The organism is Fodinibius sediminis (assembly GCF_900182555.1).
Lineage (GTDB): Bacteria > Bacteroidota > Rhodothermia > Balneolales > Balneolaceae > Fodinibius > Fodinibius sediminis.
The window spans coordinates 121,751-144,128 of the sequence record NZ_FXTH01000009.1 but is presented as its reverse complement, the minus strand read 5'-3'; the positions used below and the strand labels follow the sequence as shown (position 1 = coordinate 144,128).

Sequence of the window (22,378 nt, the reverse complement as noted above, 5' to 3'; positions counted from 1 at the left end):
GGCAGTCAAAGAGTAAAAAAAGCGGAAGGGTGCTGAAGTAACGCATCGGCAAGACGGTTTTTGAAAATGGAAAAATGTCGACCATCTGTTGTTCGGCGGCGGGAAAGGTAAACTGGAGAGATCATTTTTTTGATTGGTGGACTGGACGGGATACCATAACCTTGAAGGAGATCAGGAACCGATATCCAATATAAAAATCAATCATACCCCTCTTGCCAAGTACTTTACTAAATTCTTTTATTTATTGAGTAACAATGAAATAGGGCGAAAATTTAATGTAAAATAAAAAAGGGTAGAGTACAATACGCAACTGGCATTATACTCTACCTTCTCTATTTAATTATCCAGGATAGGTTCCTCGCTCGTTTTAAAGATATTCGTCAAGAACCTCCCGTTGTCGACGTATTTATAGGTGTCGCTCTCAGGGTTGTATCGCAGGATGGATGAATGGAGATAGCCCTGATAAACAAAGGCTTTTTTACCAGCGGGAACGGAATAGTCGATGGTCTCCGTCTGACTTTTGTTCCATGTTTCCGTGAAGGTGAGACTGAAACCGATTTTTATTCCTGCTTTTACAAATTCGACATCGGCCTCAAAGGACAGTTCCGCGCTTAATGTCTGGCTCATGGAAAAGGTAAAGCCACTGGTCGTGCTCTTACTGTACTTGGAAGAGACATCCGAATTCGTATTATCCAGGCATCCCACCTCCTCCAAATTTGCTGAATGAAGTATAATCACTTCCACATACTTCTCCTTTGAAATGACCGGAAGACCGCGGTTAAAGGTGTTTTCTGTAGCAGGAGGTCGACGGTCAAAGATCTTAAGACCATGATGCTTGGGAGGGATGCTTAAACAGTACGCTTTGCTTTTAAAATGGGATTCCACGAATTTTTTGTCGGCATGCAGCACTTTGATATCATCATACAGTACCGTCCGTGCACGGATTTTTAAGCACGTTTTGTGTTTTAGCGACTCTTTCTTCTCTTTATAATCCTTTATCTTCAAATGCCAGTTAATGGTTAAAACCCCGATGGCATCTGCTTCTTCTGTTTTATCGTTATAATTATCCACTAAAAAAATCACTCTGCTATCCGTCTCATCATAATCCTTTGCATTCTTGTCGTTAAGCGGAGCTATCGCATTACTCAACACCGATTCTATGGAGCTTTTATCTAACCCCTTTACCAGTGTGGATGATGCTGTCGTGCCAACATTGGTAAAGAGATTCTTGATGGCTTCCACCGTATTGTAATTGCCTCTATAGACCGGGGGTTCTTCAGTAACTCCGGTAAAGGAGGGCCGGTGTTTCATCAGATAGTCAAAATGTGTTGGAAATTGAATGTACTCAAGTTCAGAAGAGTACCCCAGACCGGTGTCTGATGGCTCCCAGTTGCCTTTTGAGGAGGATTCTAACCCGTTGTAGTCGGCTTCCAGGGGTCCTAATTCATCATTGAAATGGGGGCTTCCATTCGGATTTTCCTTGTACTTTAAGATTCCAAACGTATTCACTTCGCCCGGAGGAAACTGGGATATCACCTCTTCTTTATATTCTTTTAAGTTCTCTGTGCTCGTATGTTTGCATGTTAATCCTACATGATGCAACTGTTTTTTTAAGGATTCAACATCCAGCTGGGTTGGGGTTGCTTTCTTTAGTGAAAGAGCAATTCCTTTTTTGGGAATAGGCATAAGTCTGTTTATTTATTAAAGTTATTGAATAATTTATTTAACTATAATTAAATAATATGATAGCTATATATTATACTATTCGGATAAATTGAAGTAAGAATACGAATGGATCTGATACTTACTTTACATTTTGCGGGGAACCAGCTGGAATATTAAATGTGGAGGGTACTTAAGAAGCTTCAAATCATAACCCCGGCTGTTCAACACGTTTGTTATCGCTGACTTTACAGCTTAGATAGCAGTTGTTGGGATGAGAGGAGGATATGCATGAAAATCTTCGCATTGAACGTGAAATAGGAATAACGGACCTGGAATATTCGGTCACTCAATTTTTGGGCACCGCTAAGATCGATGAACCAAAGTAATTACTCCTGATGCTTGGTAGAACAACATATCAGAAACTGAAAAGGTTGATGTTGGAAGAGGCATTGCTGATCCGAAAACAGGTTATACCATTTCCCATGAGGAGTTCATGATAAAGGGTGACCATCAGTTATATCTGCTGTAGTAATTTTTATCAGGATAAATTAATATAATTTTCAAATAACGCCTATTCATAATTATATTTTAAAGTAGGAAAAAATGCGTATTTGGTAGCTTATCTTACAAGAAAAACTCTTGCAGACCATTTAAAATCTTGTAATTTACGACAGGAAAATCTGCCAGCCGGCGGATGAATGAAGCAAGCTGGAAAAATATAAATCTAAATTAATATGCCTCCATCTATGACTTGTAGCTATGGGAAACGTTCTGGAATGTATTTGGATGGTAAGCTATTAAATGACGCGAATGGGGGGTATTCTTTGGGAAGTATTTGGCTTAAAATGTAACCCTGCTTGTGGCGGCGGGCTAATTTTCAGCAATGTCAGAAGACAAATGTGAAGAAAGTATGACCATATCAGCTAACTTTTCCAAGACCTTTTTCTCAAATTTTACAGGGATTACAACAGCAGCATTTTTTTTGGTCTTTGTGTCTTTTTCGTGTCAGGTTTCAGAGAATGACAAAAATGTCGATAGAGATCGTGAGATTAAACAACTGACCGATGAAATTACTCACCGTGTCGACAGTCTTGTGCGGGCAGGGCACCCTGATCCCGTAGCCTTCCTGGACTCTGCAACCCAGGTATCCCCGGAACCGGAATTTGAAAATTTATTCCGGAAATATACCGCAGGCAGCTATTATTTTTCCCAGTACGGTAATAATTATGCGCTGGCCGAAACCTATACGGACAGCACCCTGCAACTGTTTGAAAAAAAGCAGTATGCCTCGGATTATGAAATGCTTCATTTGTATGCAATTTTACAAAAGGGAGATACCAAGCGGCATCAATACCTGTACGGAACGGCCATCCGGTACCTTATGCAGGGCTGGCAGCTGATCGACCCGGAAACAACGCCCTGCATAGCTGCCGAATACCTGCGCAGGCTGGGAAGGATCAGCTATCAGCAGGAAAACTACAAGGATTCAAACAATTATTATTCCCGATCCTGGCGGCTATCTGCCGGTTGTACCGCCCATACGGATTTTTCCTGGTTCCGGCGTACGTTTCATCATTACCATCACCTGTCTTCGAACTACCTCGAACTTCAGAAGCCCGACAGTGCGCTTTATTACGACGAATGGGCCCTGGCCCTGCTGCAGGAGGCAGAATCGTCGGGAAGATTTTCGGAGAATGCGAATCATCGTCATTACCTGGAGCGGGCAAAAGGAGTTACCTATGGTAATATGGGAACGTCAAGTAACAAAGTTGGCCGTGAGGAAGAAGCGGAGCGCTTTTGGAAAATGAGCATTGCCATCAATGAGCGGAGTAGTTATGCCAATGAGCATGCAGAACTGATGCGGCTGCAGCTTGCCGAACATTATGTGGATGCGGACCGTCTGGAGGAGGCCGAAACAGCGCTGACAAAGGCCCGGGAATGGCTGGATAGGGTTCCGAGTGAAGCAGTAGCGCTGCGATGGTGGCGTGTACGGTGGAAGTGGCTCGCCCGCACAGGAGATGACGCCCAGGAGTATGCCGCCTACCGGAGATACACGGAACTGATGGAAGCGAGGATGCAGGATAAAGTGGATGCGGGAGCAATAGATATCGCCGCCCAAATCCGGCTTTCCGAGCAACAGCATGAAATCGGCCGGTTACAAAGGGAGAGCAAATTAGGGGAGATCTATCTTGTGATGGCAGTTATTGTTTCGCTATTGGCATGTGTTATACTCTTTTTGATATGGCGTAACTGGAGACAGTCAAAGAACAATGTGCAGGAATTGGCGGATTTAGGCAAACAGGTGTTTAATCAGAAATTGGAGTTGGAAAAGAGTAATAAAACCATCACCAGAATAATGAATATGGTAGCCCATGATCTGAGAAATCCTCTTACCGGCATCAAAGGGATCTCATCGATGCTTGCGCGAGATGGGAATCTGGTGGACGATCAGAAGGAATTGATCAGGCTTATACACGACTCAAGCGGACATGCCCTGGAGCTGATCAATGAGTTAATGGATAGCAATGTATTAGAGGATATTGAAAACAGGCACAAGTCGAAAGAAAAGGAGATTACAGAAATACGGCCTTTCCTTAAACGCTGCGCGGATGTGTTGCAGTTCAGAGCCAAAGAAAAAAGTCAAACTATAGAACTTGATTTTGAAGGAGATGCCGCCGTTTCTCTCAATCGAGATGCAATGCAACGGGTAATCGGAAATTTGATAAGTAATGCCATCAAATTCAGCCCCGGCGATTCTGCGATCCATCTGCGCATGGAAAACCTGACCGATACGGTTCTTCTATCAGTTCAGGACAGCGGAATCGGAATTCCCGACGATTTAAAAGAGAACGTTTTCGATATCTTTACAGAAGCTAAACGGGAGGGCACTTCTGGGGAACAATCATTCGGCTTGGGGCTTTTCATCTCCAAACAGATTGTGGATGCACACGGAGGGACTATCTGGCTCGAAAGTGAAGAGGGAAAGGGAACCACCGTTTATATTGAACTGCCGCTAATCAGTAAACATTCTGAAGTAAAATGACATTCTTTCTGAAGGGTATGGGTTTACGATTTACTCAGCAAAGAACGCTCGCGATTGGATTTCAGGGGAAAATCCTTTACGGGTCTGCCGGAAAGATTCCTTTAGTGATTAACAGGTCGCCATCACAAGAGCCGGCAGTGACTGCTGTTTGATACAATGAAACCGTAACCTGGATTACAGAAAAACCAGTCTTTTTGGTACCGTTGATCGGGGGATACAGCTTTCAGATCCGCCAAAAGCGCTTACCAAGTGTAATTAAACAACCAATAAATTATACGGCAACTAGGAGCGGTTAAGAAAGAGGAAGAAGAAAGGGCTCATTTTTCTTATATTTATGTAGTAATTATTATTAAAATTTTGTATGCTGTACTAATTCATCAAAAATAATAACTATGAGCCCAAGAGTTATTAGTCCGCAACTAAAGAAAAAAATAGACCGCTATGTGGAGGGGGAGCTGGACGCTGAAGAGGTGGACGAACTCTGGACGGAGTTAATCCACGGCAGCAGGGCTTTGGGCTATTTAAAGGTCGCTGCTGGCATAGACGAGAGCGATGATAGTGGGGATGAAAAGAGTATCAAAACTGCTGCTCAAAAACAAATCTTAAACTACAAGCACCTTTCTGCTGCTCTGGTATTGATCGCAGGCGTGTTTTTTGCTTTTCAAATCACGGGAGAGGCGACAGAATCCGTTCAACCCATTACAAGTATTGCGCTTAATTATTATCGATCTGCAGATGCCGGTATTTCGGGCGATGAAGTCAGGTTAAAAAAAGCCATTGAGCTGGCTAATCAGGGAAAAGTTGACAGGGCCGTTCGGATCATTGATGTGGAACTGAATCGAACCACTGATGTTCATACCAAATCCTCTCTTCTTATAAAATCGGGTTCCATTCTCTATAATGCGGCGAGATACCGGGAAGCTCTTTACCGGTTTGAAAGGGTGGTCAAAGACCCGGACGTTAATCTGCTGCTGCACGAAAAAGCTTACTGGTACCTGGGGAATACTTATTTTCGACTCGGTGAACCGGAAGCAGCGAAAGTCGCATTTCAGAATGCCTATGAACTGGATGGAGCGTATAGCCGGGTCGCTGAAAAATATCTTATTGCTTTGGGGCAGGAGTAATGTAAAATTGGCATTACTCCAACTGCGAATGGCTGAAATTATCCCCTCAAAGGAGTCTCTTTGATTCCCGGTGAGTGGTTTTCTTACAAGAAATTATTTAAACTCCTTCAGGCTCCGTACGCTACGCAGCAGAACCGGAAAAGAAATGTCGATGCCCTCGTTCCTTCTCAGCAGCCATACCCCCATAAAGACCAGTCCCCCCATTAGAAGCACTATGAAAGCAAGTACAGGGGGGGTAAAAAGGTTATCAACAACAGGCTGGGGATTCCCATTTAGCATATAAGCCCCCCAATAGTGTGGATTGGCATTTTTGTTCTTCAAAAAATCCATTTTTGCCTCACGAAGAGCTGCAGGTTTTGTTTTACCTTCACTCAAACCTTCATAGAAATCGATGGCAAAATCGGATGCCAGCTGATCCTCTACCTGCCACAAGTTCAATACAAGACTTTGGGCCCCCGCATACCGTAACGTGCGACTAATTCCCATAATTCCGGCCCCTTGAACATACTCTCCAGAAGCTGATTCGCAGGAATTGAGCATGATCAATTCATTGTCGAGGTCCATATTGAAAAGCTGGTAAGCAAAAATTTGCCCGGACAGGGAATCTCCGGATTCTTCATTCATGCCGGGATGGAGGTAAATGGTTGAAAAAAGAGGATTATCCTCAGAAATTTTGCTGTGCGAAGCCACATGAAGTATGCGTGAATCAGATACACCGGATCTGAAGGCATGGGGGGTGGCCTCTGAATTCAAAAAAGCCCTTGTCTTTCCCACGCTGTTCAGTCTTTCAGCAATGGTGTGTACTTCCTGGGAGGCATTGGGTAGAGATAACAGCTGTTTATCGGCTGCATGATCAAAATCAGAGACGCCGATGCCCGTAAAATCAAACGTATAATTCTGCTCGGACTCCGGTCTGAAAAGATCCTTCAGGCTGTTCAGATAGCGAATATCCATCTGTTCGACCAGGTATTCAGCCGAGCCGTAACTCAGAGGGGAAGAAGGGGGGGAGACCGGCAAAACTCCAACAGGTAATTGATAAAGATAACTGTCGGGCACTACAATGAGAGAAGACCATTGTTCGGGAAGTTTGTCTAGTTCCAGCCAGGAATAGACCTTGTGGAGGGCCTCCAGGTCGGTTGCACCTGTAGCCAGGCCGTCGAGTGCTTCCTCAAACAACACCTCTTCCGATTCTGTAAACAAAAGTTTTTTGGTCGTGATTTCATGGCGGTCGATCAGGACCATATACAGATTGTCCTGGATGCGGGTTATATGAAGAATTCCTTCTCCTTTCCGGAGCCTGGACTGTATATCCGAAAGGGGGAGGGTTCGAAGCAATTCTGAGGAAGGCTTTTGCTGCAGGAGTTGATTTTTGCGTGCCGTTAACGCAGAGATCTTACTTTGGAGGGAAAGTTTTTCCTTTTCATCGGCGACCATGAGTCTTTTTCTAAGATTGTCCAGCTCCTGTGTAATTCGCAGGTTCTCAGTTAGCTCCTCTTCCGAAAGCAACCCTGAGGTTACAAGCGGATTTTTAACCAATGCGGCATCATTAATGGTTTTCAGCTGATCCAATACGTTTACCATTTCATCCGGACGATTCTGTTCTTCCAGAAGCTCTGCATAAAGCCGGACCAGGTGGAGATAGGACTCCTCAACATGCCAGTAACCAGCTTCTCTGTTGGCGGTATTCCGGCCTCTTTCCATCACCTGCTGGTACATGCCAGCGATCAATGCCTCCGCATCCTGGATTCTGCCCTCGGTCCATGCAATTTCGGCTTCAATCCGCCGGGCATTTACCAATACATGAAAATCGACAACCGACAGGTCATAGCTGTTAAACGTATTGATGGTTTTTTGGGCGGCTTCGGATTTTCCCATCATCAGTTCCACTTCGGCCAAATGGACAAGGGCCTGAAGGATGCCGCGGTTATTGTCATTTTTAGAACTGATGGATATGACCTTGGAGAAAAGATCGCGGCTTTCAATATATTCCCCTCTTTTCTTGTGGAGCGTTGCTTTTTCGGAAAGGATTCTGGCCCGAAGCCGGTCGTTGTCCGAATCCTCCAGTAACAGTTGTGCATCCGAAAGCAAAGCAAAAGCGCCGTCTATATCGTTGAGAAAACGATCGTAATAATCCGCTTTGGAAATCAGGACGGAGGCCAATTCGTTCTTGTTTTCTATTTTCTTCGCTATATTTTGTGCTTTTTCGATATATGTTGCTGCGAGGTCCCGGTTCTGGTTGTTACGGTGATAGATATGGAGATTCCGGTAGATGTTGAGCTGGTCGCTGTAATCTCCGCTTTCGACAGCAAGGTTGAGGGATTTAATCTGGGTTTCAAGATAACGGTCCGTTTCCCCAAGCTTGTAGTGGACCAGGCTCAGGTTGTTGAGAACTCGCGAATGAATGGTTGGAGAAAGATCGGTGGTATCAGCGAGAAGCGAGGTAAAGACCTCTTTGGCTTCCCCGTACCGACCGATGGTATAAAGATACCCGCCATGGTTGGTGAGAATGGTATTCAGGCTGCTTTCGTCGCCGGTCATTCGTGATAGCCGAATGGTTTGTTTTCGCTGCACCTCAAGGCTCCGGTCTATATAGCCCGTCCGGTAGAGGGCTACGTCCAGGTGCCAGTAGAGGTTTCTTTTCCAGAAAACGTCGGGCAGATGACCCAGATCGATCAATTGCTGGTAGTAGGGGATAATCGAACCGTAATTACCAAGTTGGTTGAATGCTTCAAAAAGTGAGGCGTACAGAAAGTTGCTCTGAAGCGGGTTCGCAACTGCATGTTGGCGAATCATTTCCTCCAGCCCTCGGGCAGCCTCCTTATAAAATTGCGCTCCTTCAATATCAACATTATTTGGATAAAACAGGATTAGAAAGGTTGAGAAATCCCATCTGTCCTGCAGCAAATCTTCAGCGTGAACCTCAGTTCTCTCTGCAATCCTCCGGTTGAGGTCTTTCAGGCGCCCGTTCGGTGTGGCCGAGTAGAACTCTTCGAAATAGGTGCGGCGATTTTCATCCGATTCAACCTGGAGCAGCAGGTAGAGGAGCAGATGTTCATCCCCGAAATAGAGAGCCAGCTCATGCAATGCAGCGGGATTGAGTCTGAACTGATCCGAAGGGTGGAGATCGAACAGGTCGATCCATTCTACATCCTGAGAATGTCCGATTTCATAGAATGTTTGCCGGTAGTCCCTGTTTTCCAGGTAGATTTGTGAGAGGGACCAAAGTGATTCGGATACCGAGTCTCCGTTTTCAATCTGCTGAACGTAGTCATAGATCTGCCTTTCAGGTTCTCCGGATGGGAGACTGTCTGCCTGAAAAAAAAGTAAAAGAACCAGACAAATATACATAGCAGAGGAAAATAGGAAATAAGCTGTACAGTTACAGCATATTTGGCACAGAAAGAGGATTCACCTTCCCAATAGCTCTCATTGCCTCTTAGAGGCATTTATCCGCCCTCATTAAAGCAGGAACAACCAAGTATCACTCATGACTGTCTACTTTTCTTGACAAACCTCTACAGCAGAGGCAACAGGGGATTACCTGCCGCCGGTACCGGGTCCGTCAGTGATGATGGGATCCATTTCATCGTCCGTTGATGTGGGATTGACCTCGGGGACATCCGTATTGACGGTGGTCTTTTCTTTGGTTTCGGTATCTTCGAAGCCCGAATCGGTAACGGAGGCGCAGCTGGCCAGCAGCCCGGCTACAAAAATGATTGAGAAGAATTTTACGAGCAGGGTGTTGATACGGTTGATTGCGTTATTCATAATAATGGTTGTTGATTGTGTATTGGTTATTGCTTGTTTTATGCTGTGAAGAATATCATAAGGTACTGGGCAACAAGAGATTACCTGCCGCCGGTACCGGGTCCGTCAGTGATGATGGGATCCATTTCATCGTCCGTTGATGTGGGATTGACCTCGGGGACATCCGTATTGACGGTGGTCTTTTCTTCGGTTTCGGTATACTCGAAGCCCGAATCGGTAACGGAGGCGCAGCTGGCCAGCAGCCCGGCTACAAAAATGATTGAGAAGAATTTTACGAGCAGGGTGTTGATACGGTTGATTGCGTTATTCATAATAATGGTTGTTGGTTGTGTATTGGTTATTGCTTGTTTTATACTGTAAAGAACATTGATTTTTTATAAACTCGCTAGACCTATTGCCGTGAGTTTATGATCCACAATTTGTCGAAGACAAGTTATCCCATATAGGATGACCATGCAATTTTTGGATTGCAGTTAATTAAGACAAAAAAACTAACATCTCTATATACAATATAATAGACTGGAGAGGATGCAGTAATACAGATAGCAGTTGGCAATAAAATGGTAGAAATTGATTGGTAACATTTTATTATTCTATTTACCCATCGATTCCTGGCTAATTCTCATTTATCACACAGATCCATTAAGTAAAGGGGGGGGGAGAAAGGTCTGAAAATTATTCTGGTTGAGTATTCATTTATTTTATTCTGCATGGCCAGTGATATCATCGATAGATGTTAAAGATGTAAGACCGTACATCTTAGGAGGATTTACTTAGATCTCTATTTCTATTTTACATAATATATATTATACGACAAATTACTGTTGCATTGAACACAGACTGGCTTAAAGATGCTTCATAAATATAAAGCGCCTCCCGGTTGGATAAAACGTGACAACCACTTTAATAAAAGTATGTTGATGAAATCACGGCTATTCGTACAGATATTTAGTCTTAATTTGGATAGTCCGATCATTCATTAAAAGCAATCCATTATATGTTTTGAGATGATTGACAGATGCTGTATCACAGTAAATGTTTAGAGTTCAACAATTAAATTTGATAATTCTGCTGGTGGACACGCCATAACTATATATTTGATAAATTGGTGGCTCCCCTTATTCTTCCCAAAAACCTATGTGAGTCCAGCATAATTTCCACCTGGAATGTCCCCAGATCACATTAGCAGCCCGGAAAGTTCATATTTGAACCCATTGATGATCTAAAAACACCCTCTAAATCCATTAAACGATGATTAAATGCAAATTTTCCATTTAAGAGCCTTAAAACAAATCATAAGGGTAAGGGTTGCCTATTTATGGTAATATGTATCATTCTTGGGCCTGGGAGCGAATAATTGCCAAGATCGGGAACTGAAATGGACTATAGGGATACAACAGATTGATATTGGGATCTAAATAAATTAATGATATTATTGATGCAGAATAGATTGGACTGTAAGACGTTTTTAAGCTGAAAATGTTAAAATAGGCAGAAATTATGATAAAAGGTTACAGAAAATGCGTTAGCGCTTTGTTGCTCCTGCTCGCAATGGGTTTTTTTAGTGCAGCCCACGGCCAAAGTGTTCTGGAGGTTTTAAAGAGCAATGGGCAAACATCAGACTTTGCAGCTGCCATCGAACGTGCAGGTCTGGATGATCGCCTGGATCGCAACAAGGGTTCGTTTACGGTCTTTGCACCGTCAAACAGCGCGTTTAACCGTATTTCCGCAAGCGAGCAGAATAATTCTCAATTACTGCTGAACCATATTATCACGGGTAAAGCGACCAAACGGAGTTTGCAGTATATGTCGAAAATTACCTGCCTGAGCGGCCTTACGGTAGAAGTTGCCCAGCTAAACAACAGCGGCCTCTCCATTGAAAATTACCCGCTCATGGAAAGTAATATCCAGGCGGATAATGGCGTCATTCATGTTATTGACGGTGTCATACAATAGGAAATAAATGTAAGAAAATCTGTAAGTCATTTATATAAAATAACTTACAGAAATTAACTAGAAATTATATGACAATGTTATTCGGGGAATAAGATCCATGTCCGGCCTCTCACCTGTACTGTCTTCGCCATAGGTCACGGCCTCAATATTGGGCATCAGGTGGATCTGCTCCTCCAGTAAAATATCCAGCCCTCCCACGATAAAGGTTGATTCTACATTTTCAGCAAATGGAATATACGAATTTTCACTTCCCCCCGGATACGGGTCAAACATATGATCTACCCGCAAGAAGCCCTTCAGGCTGTCATGGAGTCGCATGTTACTGAAAACAGAGACCAGGTCCAGTTCCGTGGTGGGATCGCCTCCTATGATGTCAGACTCGCGGTGCTGAAAGGAATAAAGGGCTCCAAGATTAAACGTTTCGGACTGGTAACCGGCAAAAACTTGTGCTGTTTTAATATCCTGGTTTTCCTGATCATTCAAGTCGGCATAGCCTTCTATAACAAGATGTTCGGTGAGATAGTACCCCAGGGAAACCATCACTTTTTTGCCCTTATCCACTTCAGGTTTGTTGCTATTGCCGTTACCAACGAAAAAGTGGTAGTTGAGGCGCTCATCGTTGTCAAAACTCCCTTTGAATGAAAGCCCAAAATCGCGCGAACTTCCAAAGTCATACAGGTCCTGGGGCGACTTTTCAATGGATCGGTATCCCCAGACATCTTCGGTCAAGCCGAAGGTTGGTGTTGAGGAAATGCCTGCCAGGATCTGGTGACGGTCGTTTTGCCACTTCAAGTATGCATCCTTGACATTGGGAATCATTTCTGCGCTTGTAGAAAAATCCCCTGCAGAATTCATCTCAAGACGAACTCTGCTGGAGAAAGCTTCGCTGAAGGAGCGCTCGTAGGTGAGATAGATCCGCCGCATCCAAAAGCCGTTTTTTCCCTCAAGATCGCTGTCGTGGTTTTGGGCCATCCAATAATAATCGGTAAAAACCCGGCCGGTCAGCGTTCCGCTGTCGCCGACGGAAACCTGGGCAAGGGCGGTGGGTAAATAAAGACAAAAAAGTGCTGCGCATAATAATGCTATCCGTTTTTTCATAATTGTAGAAGTGTAGATGTATGTGTGCTGATTTTTGACCGTATATGTTCCAACCTGCCTAAATGCGGTAAGGTACTTGGCTCAACTCCGGCAGGTTGCTGAATGTTACAGTAAGAGTTTGTTAGCTATCGTTGCCGCCATTATTGTTTTTTGACTTCATCTTCTGGTGTTTCAAGACCTTGGCTTCGATATAGAAGATGAGTTCTTCGGCAATATTTTTGGTCAGATCACCGACCCGTTCCAGTTTACGAATGATGGAAAAGAGATAGAGGTAGTTCTGGGTCTCTTCAATATTCTTCTGGATGAGTTTAGTGGTGACGGAAGAAACCTCCCGGTTAATTTCGTTCAGTTTTTTGTCAAGCTTAAAGACCTTGCGGGCAAGATCGGTATCTTCGGTGATAAAGGCATTAAACACATTGCTCATCATCTTGATGGATGTCTCGTACATCTCATCAATGCGCATAATCTTCATGATTTCCTCCTCAACAGGGGCACCAAAATCCGTAATGTAGTTGGCAATGCTGTTGGCATGGTCCCCTACCCTTTCGAGATCGGAATTGATCTTGAACGCCGCCATTACGAACCGCAGATCCACCGCCACCGGATTGTGAAGGGCCAACAGATTTTCACAGTCCCGGTCGATGGTAAGTTCCAGGCTGTCTACTCGCTTCTCGTTGGCGATGATTTCGTGGGCGAGCTCTTCATCAAAATCATCGAGGGCCCGGTGTCCTTTCTCAAGCTGATTTTTAACAAGGAACATCAATTCCAGAATGTTATCCTTCAATAACTTTATTTCATTTTCTAAATGTGACATCTGCTGATAATTTAATTAATCCCTCTTTTATGAACGGTTATGATCATCCAAACCTGCCGGTAATATAATTCTGTGTGCGATCTTTTTCAGGATTGGTGAATATTTTCTGGGTATCGCCATATTCAATTAATTCCCCCATGTAGAGGAAAGCTGTATTGTCACTCACTCGTCCGGCCTGCTGCATATTATGGGTCACAATAACAATGGTGTAATTCTTTTTAAGTTCATGTACAAGGTCTTCTATTTTCCCCGATGAAATAGGGTCCAGCGCAGAAGTGGGCTCATCCATGAGCAGTACAGAAGGCTTGACTGCCAACGCCCGGGCAATACACAAGCGCTGCTGTTGTCCCCCCGAAAGAGCCAGGGCCTGTTTATCGAGATCGTCTTTAATTTCACTGAAAAGTGTAGCCTGTTTTAGCGACTCTACGACCCGTTTTTCTATAAAATCTTCATCCTTGATGCCCTGTATACGCAGTCCATAGGCCACGTTTTCGTAAATGGACTTGGGGAAAGGGTTGGGTTTTTGAAAGACCATGCCAACGGTTTTACGAAGCTCTTCCACCTTTATCGAGGGATCATAGATATCCTGTTTGTCGAGAGAGATCTCTCCCTCCATGTGGAAGCCGTCGATATAATCATTCATGCGATTAAACAGGCGCAGGAAGGTGGATTTTCCACAGCCTGACGGGCCGATAAAGGCTGTTATGGAACGCTCAAGGATGTCCAGGCTGATATTCTTTATGGCTTGGAAATCGCCGTAAAAAACATCCACATTATTGGCCTGAAGTTTAAAGGACTGATCTTTGGAATCCATCTTCGGCTTGGTCTCTACCTTGCTTGCCTTGGGATTCGGATTTTGGGTCTCTGACTCCATCTTCTTACCGGTCTATATTGAAATAATTACTATGATATTTACCATTTCATTTTGCTTTGCCACCTGTTGCGCAGGTAAACGGCGATACCGTTCATCACAAAGGTTATCAGAAGAAGCACTATAATGGCGGCGGCTGCATTAATCACAAATTCGTGCTGGGGTCGGGACACCCAATTGAAAATTTGAATGGGCAGTACGGTAAATTCATCCAGCGGACCCCTCGGTGCGAAGGGGACATAAGCCAGGGCGCCAACCACAATGAGGGGAGCAGTTTCTCCGACAGCCCGCGATAGAGCTAGTATAACCCCGGTCAATATGCCCCCAAAGGAAGCGGGCAGTACCTGATTCCAGATGGTCTGCCATTTTGAAGCCCCCAGAGCGTTGGAGGCATCACGGATGGAACTGGGCACGGCCCGCAGCGACTCGCGGGTGGAGACAATGATAATCGGGAGAATCAGAAGCGCCAGCGTCAAGGCACCGGCAAGGATACTGTTCCCCATTTGCATGATACGCACGAATACCTCCAGGCCTAGCAGACCATAAATGATGGACGGCACACCTGCAAGATTGGCAATGTTAATCTCCAGGAAAGTAGCCAGCTTGTTTTTTTTGCCGTATTCTTCCAGATAAATACCGGCGCCCACTCCCAGTGGAAATGAAATCAGGGTTGTCAACACCAATACCCAGATGCTCCCGATCCAGGCAGTATATATTCCGGATTGATCGGCGAAGCGGGAAGGCAGGCTCATCAAAAATTCCCAGCTGAGACGGTCCAGCCCCATATACAGCACGAAGCCAACAAAGACGGCCAGTATAAGCAGGCATGAAACCGTAACAACCATTCCAAGTCTTCTGAAGGCCTTATCTTTAAATCTGCTTGTATTGACTTTATTCATATTTTTCCTGGTATTTAGTCTTTATCCAGTAACTGATGTTATTCAGGATGAAGGTGAATATGAACAAGGTGATGCCGGCTGCAAAAATAGTTTTATAGGCGATAGACCCATAGGGTACATCCCCCATGCTAACCTGAACAATATAAGCTGTAATGGTTTCTATGGGCACGGTGGGATCAAAGGTAAACCGAGGCTGCTGACCTGCAGCAATAGCAACAATCATCGTCTCGCCGATGGCACGGGAAATAGCAAGGATAGCTGAAACGATAATGCCGGAGGAAGCCGCGGGAACCATCACCCGAAAGGCCGTCTGAAATTTTGTCGACCCCATCCCAAATGAGGCTTGTCGAAGCGAATTCGGTACCGAACTCAGGGCATCTTCACTGAGTGATGAAACAAAGGGAATAATCATAATGCCCATCACGATACCCGGTGACAAGGCGTTAAAGCCAGCCAGACCCGGTATAAAGGTCTTAAGGAAGGGGGTGACGATCATTAGTGCAAAAAAACCGTAGACGACCGTCGGTACTACAGCCAGGATTTCCAGCATCGGCTTCAAGACTTTCCGGACCCTTTCATGGGCATATTCGTTCAAATAAACGGCGATGGTCAATCCTACCGGCAGAGCCACAGTAATGGCAATGAGCGTCGTCAGTGCTGTCCCTGACAGCAGCGGGAGGATGCCGTAATTTTTTTCCGTAAACAAGGGCGTCCATTGTGTGGAGGTCAGAAACTCCAGTATGGAGACATCCTGGAAAAAAACGAAGGCTTCAACCGCCAGGATAAGGATGATCCCCAGCGTCGTTAAAACGGTGACCAGCGCACAGGCCGCCAGCACTTTCTCAATAATTTTTTCTTTTACCCGCATGGTTCAGTGATATAAACTAAAAAGGATGACGCCTTTGCCTGGGTCATCCCGTTAGTAACCCTAATTTGCTGAAACAGAATCGGTGGCCGCAGAAAATTTGCGGAATTTTTCTTTCTGGGCGGCATAAGCAGAATCGGGCATTGGGACATAACCGATCTGTTTGGAGAGCATGGGCGCTTCATCCAGATAGAAATTAACAAACTGCTGCACGCTCTGGCGCTGGGCGGCCTGCTTGCTGACATAAATAAAGAGGGGGCGCGAGAGCGGATTATAGCTTCCATTGGATACGGTCTCAAGGCTGGGCTCGACAGGGTTTCCCTGGTCATTTACCACGGGCACAAGTCTTAACTTATCCGCATTTTCCTCAAAATAGGCAAGTCCAAAGAAGCCGAGCGAATACTGGTCGGTGCTCACGCCCTGGACAAGAACATTATCGTCCTCGCTGGCCGTAAAATCACCACGGCTGGATCCACTTTCGCCTACAATGGCCTCGGTAAAGTAATCGTACGTGCCGGAAGCAACGCCGGGACCAAACAAGTGAAGTTCTTCATCGGGCCAGTCCTCGCGCACATCACTCCATCGATTAATTTCACCCTGGGCCGAAGGCTCCCAGATTTTTTTGAGTTCATCAACCGTGAAATGATCAACCCAGTCATTTTCAGGATTGACGACCACCGCCAGGCCATCGTATGCTACTGAGAGTCGAACATAGTCAACGCCCTTTTCTTCTGCGGTCTTGATTTCACTCGGTTTAATTTCCCGCGAGGCGTCATTAATATCCGTTTCGCCACGCAAAAACTTCTGGAACCCCCCTCCTGTCCCGGAAACACCAACGGTAACCCGGGTATCTGGGGCTTCAGCCCTGAATTCCTCCGCAACAGCCTCGGTAATGGGGAAGACAGTACTCGAGCCATCAATTTGAATTTCTTTGGTGTCACTCCCACCTGACCCGCAGGAAGTAAGGAAGAGGCCACTTAACAGGAAAAGAGCTGCATATTGTTTAACCATTATCTCAGATATTTAGAGTTGAAACATTACTAGTATGTGATTAGCGTGCTGTCTTCTTTCGATGCCACAATGTAATCGAAAAAAATGAGACTTTTGTTAACTCAATGTTAAGAATTTCATTCCTGGTCATTCAGCTCCATAAATCAATAGAGTCTTGATCTGGGAATGTGGTCTTTTTCTTGTACCTTATACCCAATAAACTTAATAACCCATCTTATTTCAACTATCCATGGAATCGAACTCAAATACCAAGCTGGCAGTGCTTATTGATGCCGATAACGCCCAGCCTTCCATCATTGAAGGACTCCTGGCGGAAATCGCCAAATACGGTACAGCTAACGTCAAACGCATCTATGGAGACTGGACCTCGACCAAACTCAGAAGCTGGAAGGACCACCTGCTGCAGTTTTCTCTTCAGCCTATTCAGCAATTTGGGTATACCAGCGGCAAGAATGCAACCGACAGTGCCATGATCATTGATGCCATGGATTTGCTTTATACCGAACGCTTTGATGGCTTTTGTATCGTCTCAAGTGACAGCGATTTTACCAAACTGGCCACCCGCATCCGGGAATCGGGCCTCATGGTGTATGGCTTCGGAGAGAAAAAGACGCCTGACCCATTTGTGGCGGCCTGTGACAAATTCATCTTTACCGAAGTGCTGCGAAGCGAGGAGGAACCGGACAAGGAGGCTACCTTCCGACGGATGAGTACGATTGAACTAAAACAGGATACCAAGCTTGTGAATCTCATGCGTAATGCAATTGAAGCCTCATCGGACGAAAACGGATGGGCCCATCTGGGGCAGGTTGGAAGTTATATCGCCAAACAGTCGCCGGAGTTCGATCCCCGTAATTACGGCTATCGCAAACTCGGTGAGCTGGTGCAGGCGATTAAGCTCTTTGAAATAGAGGAACGCTCAACCGGACAGGGCCATGCAGCGGTTATTTATGTAAAAGACAAGCGAAAATAACGGGTTTACTGCGAGATCGAAGTCTGCTTTATGAATTTTCGTGCGGCCCACTGGCTTCCCCAGTATCCCATAAAGATCGAAAGAAACAGCATAGCTCCGCTCAGGTAATACCAGCGTCCAAAGGGCCAGGCCAGGATGCCGAACTGAGGAACATACTGCGGAAGGACAAAGTGAAAAACGAGGTACATCACCCCCATCGCCAGAATCCCCGCTATTGTCCCCTGTATTACGCCCTCCACCACAAAGGGTCTGCGGATGAATCCGTTTGTGGCTCCGACCAGTTTCATGGCCTTGATAAGGTCACGCTTGGCATAGATCGTCAGGCGAATGGTGTTGAATACCAGGATTAAGGCGGCCAGCAGAATAAGTACTCCCAGTCCCCCGCCGGCTGTTGCGACGGTTTGAAAGCGCTGCTCCATCATCTGCAGCAGCTGCTGATTAAATCGCACTTCATCAACGCTTTCATATGTTTCAATTTCAGAGACCAGGCTGTCGATGCGCCCGATATCCGTATCGGATGTCATGACCAGCCGAAAGGAGGCCGGTAGAAAATTAAGCTCCGCCATGGCTGCGGCACCGGTCCCGAATTCGTCCTTAAAGATTGCGGCAGCGCTGTCTTGCGAGATATAGGTCACCTCCTGTACCAGCTCTTCCTCTTCGAGAGTTGTCCTGAGATTGTGAAGGCTGTTATCATCAATCTCATTGAGAAAAACTTCAATATCAATGGATTGTTTCAGAGACTGGGCTACTTCATAAGCATTATAGGAGACCCGCGCCAGTACGCCCAGCAACAAAATCGCCACAAAAAGAGAAAACACGGCAGTAAAAGAAGCCAGCCGGGCGCGTCTGAATCCTGCAAATCCTTCTTTTATAACATATCCTAAGCTCATAAAAAGTACTCGTTAGTTTCTGAATAAAGCACGAACCCCGAAAAGGAATTTCCGCTGAGACATGGGGTATCCGGCCGTCTCAAAGTAGCCCGGCTGGCTTACATCATCAAGTATATTTTGCCAGCGCATAACAAACATAATTGACCGTACACGTGCTGAAATGTCCAGGTCCAGGCGGTTGAAGGCAGGCAGCCGCTGGTCGCTGCTTACCGGAAGCCAGTAATCCAGTTCGGGATTGTAGTGGTCCGCCTGATAGCGAAAGGGGGTTAGCATGCCTGAAAGCCCCGCTTTAACATAGGTCGCTCGATCAAATAGGTATCCTTTCCAATAGGCCCCTGCCTTTATCCAGAATCGTTGCTGTGCTGACATCGGTATGGCCTGATCCGGGGCAAAAGTAGGGTTTGTAAACTGGTGAAGGGTCGCAGATCCGTTAAATTCAAAATGGGGGGCATCCCAGTCAAAAAAAGCGGCGGCAGATTGCGATGCATAACTGTTCACATTGATAAAAATGCTGTCTGCTCCTATGGTTGGGCCAGGTTTAAAATTATCAAGGTTGTTGGATATGGAAGAGGCATCTACCATCAGACCATTCGTTATGTCCTTGTGCTGTACGCGAATACCTAGTCGAGTGCCTGGGGTGAAATGATAGGTCAGCTGTGCCCGCCCTTCCTGTATGTCTTCATTCGAGAGTCCGGGATTTCCACTAAAGGCCCCTGATCTCCAGTACAGCTGCTGGGGGGTGGGCATCAGAGAACCTGAGGATAAGCCTGCCGTCAGAGCAAATTTACCTATGTCAAAGTCGAGGACTCCATTAAGTCGATGACCGCTGAAACCGTCACTGCGCGTTTTTAAAGCACCATCGACCCGTAGCGTCACAAAGGATGCGGGATGTACCGATGTTTTAGCTTCCGCTTCCAGCAGCCCCCAGTTACCGGTGGCGAGAACGCCGGCGGGGTGCTGTTCGCGATTTAAAAAATATTCATAGGTGATCCCCCCTTCCATGTCCAACAGGCCGGCTGACCACCATTTACGAGTCGTCAGACCCAGCGAGCTGATGTTGTAGGAGGTGGAATCGGCCGTCCGCTGCAACATGCGCTGGGTACTGCGGTAATACAGGCTGCCGTGTAAATTATCTGTAGCCAGCGTTGAATCAGCACTCCGCCTGTAAAAGTTGAGGGCAAGCAAATTGTTTATTTCCGTTGAATTTCCGGAGCCCTCGCGCGGAACAGTCTCAAATCGGTCAAAATTAAAGGTCCGCAACGCTCCGGTGATATAGCCAAAGGGACGTCCCACATCCAGTTTATTGTTAACGTAATTGAGTTTTAGCAGGTGCCGGTCGTCCAGGTGATGACTGGCTTTGGCAAATATCTGGCGTCCCTTGACCTCGGAATTATCATACTCACCTCCCTCCCGTCGATCCCAGTACCTGAGTTCGATATTCGTTTTCTGAGACAGGTTGTGACTGACTTCAAATTCAAGATTGCGGCTCGAAAATTTACTTTCACTGTAGATGAGCCTCGACAGTGGCTTGTTCAGGTAGTACTGGGTAAGATAGTAGGTGGTACGGTAATGGGTGCCTAAATCCTCTCCATAGACCGTGCTTATTTTATGCTGCGGAATCAGCGACCAGTTCAGCATGCCGGAAACGGGATCATTAAGGGGGATGCCCTCCCAGTAAAGCTCCTGGTGTCGCGGTTCATGGGCATACCGCTGTACGGCATTGGATCGTATGCTGGTACCCATCCGGTAACTCACCACTCCCGGCTCGCGATTGAGTTTGTAGGTCCAGTCGGGCCATATCTGCCAGCGAAGGGTGCTGTCTGTGGCAGTAACTTCGGCCCCGATTGGGGAACGGAATTCCCAGGGGATCACTTTAATCAGGGGCTTCGCGGAATCTGCGGGGGCCGTATCCTCGTCTCTGGACGTGGATACATCCGATAGTGTTATCTTTTCCAAAAGGGTACGGTCAATTGCAACCGAATCGATGGATGTCTGGTCCACCTGGGCCCACAGTTTCACAGGCATCCAGAGAAGCAACAGTAAGAGATATGTGGATAGCGCTAATCTCAAGCCAGCTGTTTTTTAAGTCCGTAGGGCATTTCTGGAATATCCAGCAATACGCGGCGCACCATTTCAAGGGCAACGGCTGTCGTACGTTCTTTATTTGCCAGACGATCTTTCGTAAACTGGGCCCGCAGGGCAAAATGCTGTTTCCGGCTCCAGAAACCTATCCAAACCATACCTACCGGCTTTCCATTTGTTCCCCCGCCGGGGCCGGCTATTCCGGTTGTGGAGAGACCGATGTCAGTATCCATCTTCCGCGCTACCCCGCGGGCCATCTGTAAGGCAACCGTCTTGCTGACCGCACCGGCATCTTTTATATCATCTGCAGCGACGTCCAGTTCCGTTATTTTAACATCGTTGGCGTAGGCGACAATCCCTCCTCTTACGTACCGGCTGCTTCCTGCGATGTCTGTTAGTTGATTAGACAGGGCTCCGCCCGTGCAGCTTTCGGCGGTGGATACCGTCAGCCCCTGTTCATACAATAGTTTTCCCACCACCTCTGCCAGCTGTAATTCTTTTCCTTCACCTGCGAGATACGATTTCGCCCTGTCACGAATATATGCTACAACCGGCTTCAGGCGTTCATCCAGTTCAGCTTCCGAAGCAGCGTGCCCGCGTATGCGTATGCGAGTTCCGGAGGGGCTGGGCAAATAAGCAACACTTATATTCGCACTGGGCGTCAAGAAATTTTCCAGGGATCCTATGACCTCATCACTGAGCGTACTTTCCCCAATTCCGGAGGTTAGCAGGTAATGCGTTCTTCGTACCTCTGTCCCCTGTTGCCGCTCTGTGAGCTTCGGTAAGATGTATTCCCGCATGAGATGCTTCATTTCCGATGGAACACCCGGCAGGACGGCCAGGCGATGTCCATCCCGCTCGAACCACATGCCGGGGGCCGTGCCCTCTTTGTTGAACAGCACCTCGCAGTCGGCGGGCACCTCCGCCTGGTGATAGTTGGATTTGCTAAAAGGGATGTTCCGCTTTTTGAATTTTTCCCTGATAAATGAGAGGGTCGGTTCATGCACAACAAGTTCGGAATTCCACAGCTCAGTCACCGCCCTCTTCGTCATATCATCGTGTGTTGGCCCCAGTCCTCCCGTAGTAATAACAGCATCCACAGAGGAAAGCGCTTCTTCGAGAACATCTTTAATAACCACCAAATCGTCCTTGATGGTGTCGATACGCTCGACGTCGATACCGGCTTCCGTAAGAGCCTGTGCCATCCAGCTGGCATTGGTATTGACGGTATCGCCGAGAAGCAACTCATCGCCTATACTTATAATCCGACACTGCATACTGTTATTCTAATTCTTATTTTAGATAAAATTGAATCCCAA

Annotated in this window: 17 protein-coding genes; 4 read left to right on the top strand and 13 right to left on the bottom strand. The window is 46.2% G+C overall.

The features are described 5' to 3' along the window. Positions 1–336 precede the first annotated feature (336 nt). Positions 337–1,686: a hypothetical protein gene (locus tag FN808_RS11375; RefSeq protein WP_142714720.1), complete on the bottom strand. Its 1,350-nt coding sequence runs from the start codon at positions 1,684–1,686 to the stop codon at positions 337–339. A gap of 862 nt (positions 1,687–2,548) precedes the next feature. Here FN808_RS11375 and FN808_RS11370 point away from each other — a divergent pair. Together FN808_RS11370 and FN808_RS11365 are read left to right on the top strand one after the other, a co-directional pair. Beyond that, a complete protein-coding gene (locus FN808_RS11370; RefSeq protein ID WP_142714719.1) occupies positions 2,549–4,708 on the top strand; it encodes a sensor histidine kinase in 2,160 nt (719 codons plus the stop codon). 392 nt (positions 4,709–5,100) lie between these two features. Beyond that, the gene (locus FN808_RS11365) at positions 5,101–5,832 is read left to right on the top strand and encodes a tetratricopeptide repeat protein (protein WP_142714718.1); all 732 of its coding nucleotides are present in this window, start codon (positions 5,101–5,103) and stop codon (positions 5,830–5,832) included. Between the two features lie 93 nt (positions 5,833–5,925). Here FN808_RS11365 and FN808_RS11360 read toward each other — a convergent pair whose 3' ends face one another. The 3 genes from FN808_RS11360 to FN808_RS11350 all read right to left on the bottom strand — a co-directional run bounded on the left by FN808_RS11360 (position 5,926) and on the right by FN808_RS11350 (position 9,911). Next, the gene (locus FN808_RS11360) at positions 5,926–9,180 is read right to left on the bottom strand and encodes a CHAT domain-containing protein (protein ID WP_142714717.1); all 3,255 of its coding nucleotides are present in this window, start codon (positions 9,178–9,180) and stop codon (positions 5,926–5,928) included. Between the two features lie 189 nt (positions 9,181–9,369). Next, entirely contained in the window at positions 9,370–9,600 is a 231-nt protein-coding gene (locus FN808_RS11355) for a hypothetical protein (RefSeq protein ID WP_142714716.1), read from the bottom strand. Between the two features lie 80 nt (positions 9,601–9,680). Continuing rightward, a complete protein-coding gene (locus FN808_RS11350; protein ID WP_142714715.1) occupies positions 9,681–9,911 on the bottom strand; it encodes a hypothetical protein in 231 nt (76 codons plus the stop codon). A gap of 1,189 nt (positions 9,912–11,100) precedes the next feature. On the opposite strand from FN808_RS11350, the gene FN808_RS11345 reads away from it, so the two are divergent. Continuing rightward, the gene (locus FN808_RS11345) at positions 11,101–11,556 is read left to right on the top strand and encodes a fasciclin domain-containing protein (protein ID WP_142714714.1); all 456 of its coding nucleotides are present in this window, start codon (positions 11,101–11,103) and stop codon (positions 11,554–11,556) included. 57 nt (positions 11,557–11,613) lie between these two features. On the opposite strand, the gene FN808_RS11340 is transcribed toward FN808_RS11345, so the two are convergent. The 6 genes from FN808_RS11340 to FN808_RS11315 all read right to left on the bottom strand — a co-directional run bounded on the left by FN808_RS11340 (position 11,614) and on the right by FN808_RS11315 (position 17,114). Beyond that, the gene (locus FN808_RS11340; RefSeq protein ID WP_142714713.1) at positions 11,614–12,654 is read right to left on the bottom strand and encodes a hypothetical protein; all 1,041 of its coding nucleotides are present in this window, start codon (positions 12,652–12,654) and stop codon (positions 11,614–11,616) included. 121 nt (positions 12,655–12,775) lie between these two features. Further along, positions 12,776–13,468, bottom strand: a complete 693-nt coding sequence (gene phoU / locus FN808_RS11335) for a phosphate signaling complex protein PhoU (protein WP_142714712.1) — start codon at positions 13,466–13,468, stop codon at positions 12,776–12,778. Positions 13,469–13,511: 43 nt separating this feature from the next. Continuing rightward, positions 13,512–14,282: a phosphate ABC transporter ATP-binding protein PstB gene (pstB, locus tag FN808_RS11330; RefSeq protein ID WP_221930024.1), complete on the bottom strand. Its 771-nt coding sequence runs from the start codon at positions 14,280–14,282 to the stop codon at positions 13,512–13,514. A 98-nt stretch (positions 14,283–14,380) separates the two neighbouring features. After that, positions 14,381–15,238 (bottom strand): phosphate ABC transporter permease PstA, encoded by an 858-nt coding sequence (pstA, locus tag FN808_RS11325; RefSeq protein ID WP_142714710.1) that lies wholly within the window; start codon positions 15,236–15,238, stop codon positions 14,381–14,383. After that, positions 15,231–16,106: a phosphate ABC transporter permease subunit PstC gene (pstC, locus tag FN808_RS11320; RefSeq protein ID WP_142714709.1), complete on the bottom strand. Its 876-nt coding sequence runs from the start codon at positions 16,104–16,106 to the stop codon at positions 15,231–15,233. Before pstC ends, pstA begins: the two co-directional genes overlap by 8 nt. Before the next feature lie 60 nt (positions 16,107–16,166). Further along, positions 16,167–17,114, bottom strand: a complete 948-nt coding sequence (locus tag FN808_RS11315) for a PstS family phosphate ABC transporter substrate-binding protein (protein WP_142714708.1) — start codon at positions 17,112–17,114, stop codon at positions 16,167–16,169. 229 nt (positions 17,115–17,343) lie between these two features. Here FN808_RS11315 and FN808_RS11310 point away from each other — a divergent pair, with 229 nt between their 5' ends. Continuing rightward, positions 17,344–18,087, top strand: a complete 744-nt coding sequence (locus FN808_RS11310; protein ID WP_142714707.1) for an NYN domain-containing protein — start codon at positions 17,344–17,346, stop codon at positions 18,085–18,087. 5 nt (positions 18,088–18,092) lie between these two features. On the opposite strand, the gene FN808_RS11305 is transcribed toward FN808_RS11310, so the two are convergent. The 3 genes from FN808_RS11305 to FN808_RS11295 are packed head-to-tail and all read right to left on the bottom strand — an operon-like array spanning position 18,093 to position 22,336. Beyond that, positions 18,093–18,977, bottom strand: coding sequence for a cell division protein FtsX (locus FN808_RS11305; RefSeq protein ID WP_142714706.1), 885 nt, complete (start codon positions 18,975–18,977; stop codon positions 18,093–18,095). A gap of 12 nt (positions 18,978–18,989) precedes the next feature. Continuing rightward, positions 18,990–21,047 (bottom strand): putative porin, encoded by a 2,058-nt coding sequence (locus FN808_RS11300; protein WP_185958363.1) that lies wholly within the window; start codon positions 21,045–21,047, stop codon positions 18,990–18,992. Then, on the bottom strand, positions 21,044–22,336 hold the full coding sequence (locus FN808_RS11295) for a competence/damage-inducible protein A (RefSeq protein WP_142714704.1): 1,293 nt from the start codon (positions 22,334–22,336) through the stop codon (positions 21,044–21,046). The genes FN808_RS11300 and FN808_RS11295 overlap by 4 nt, the downstream gene beginning before the upstream one ends. Positions 22,337–22,378: the final 42 nt, after the last annotated feature.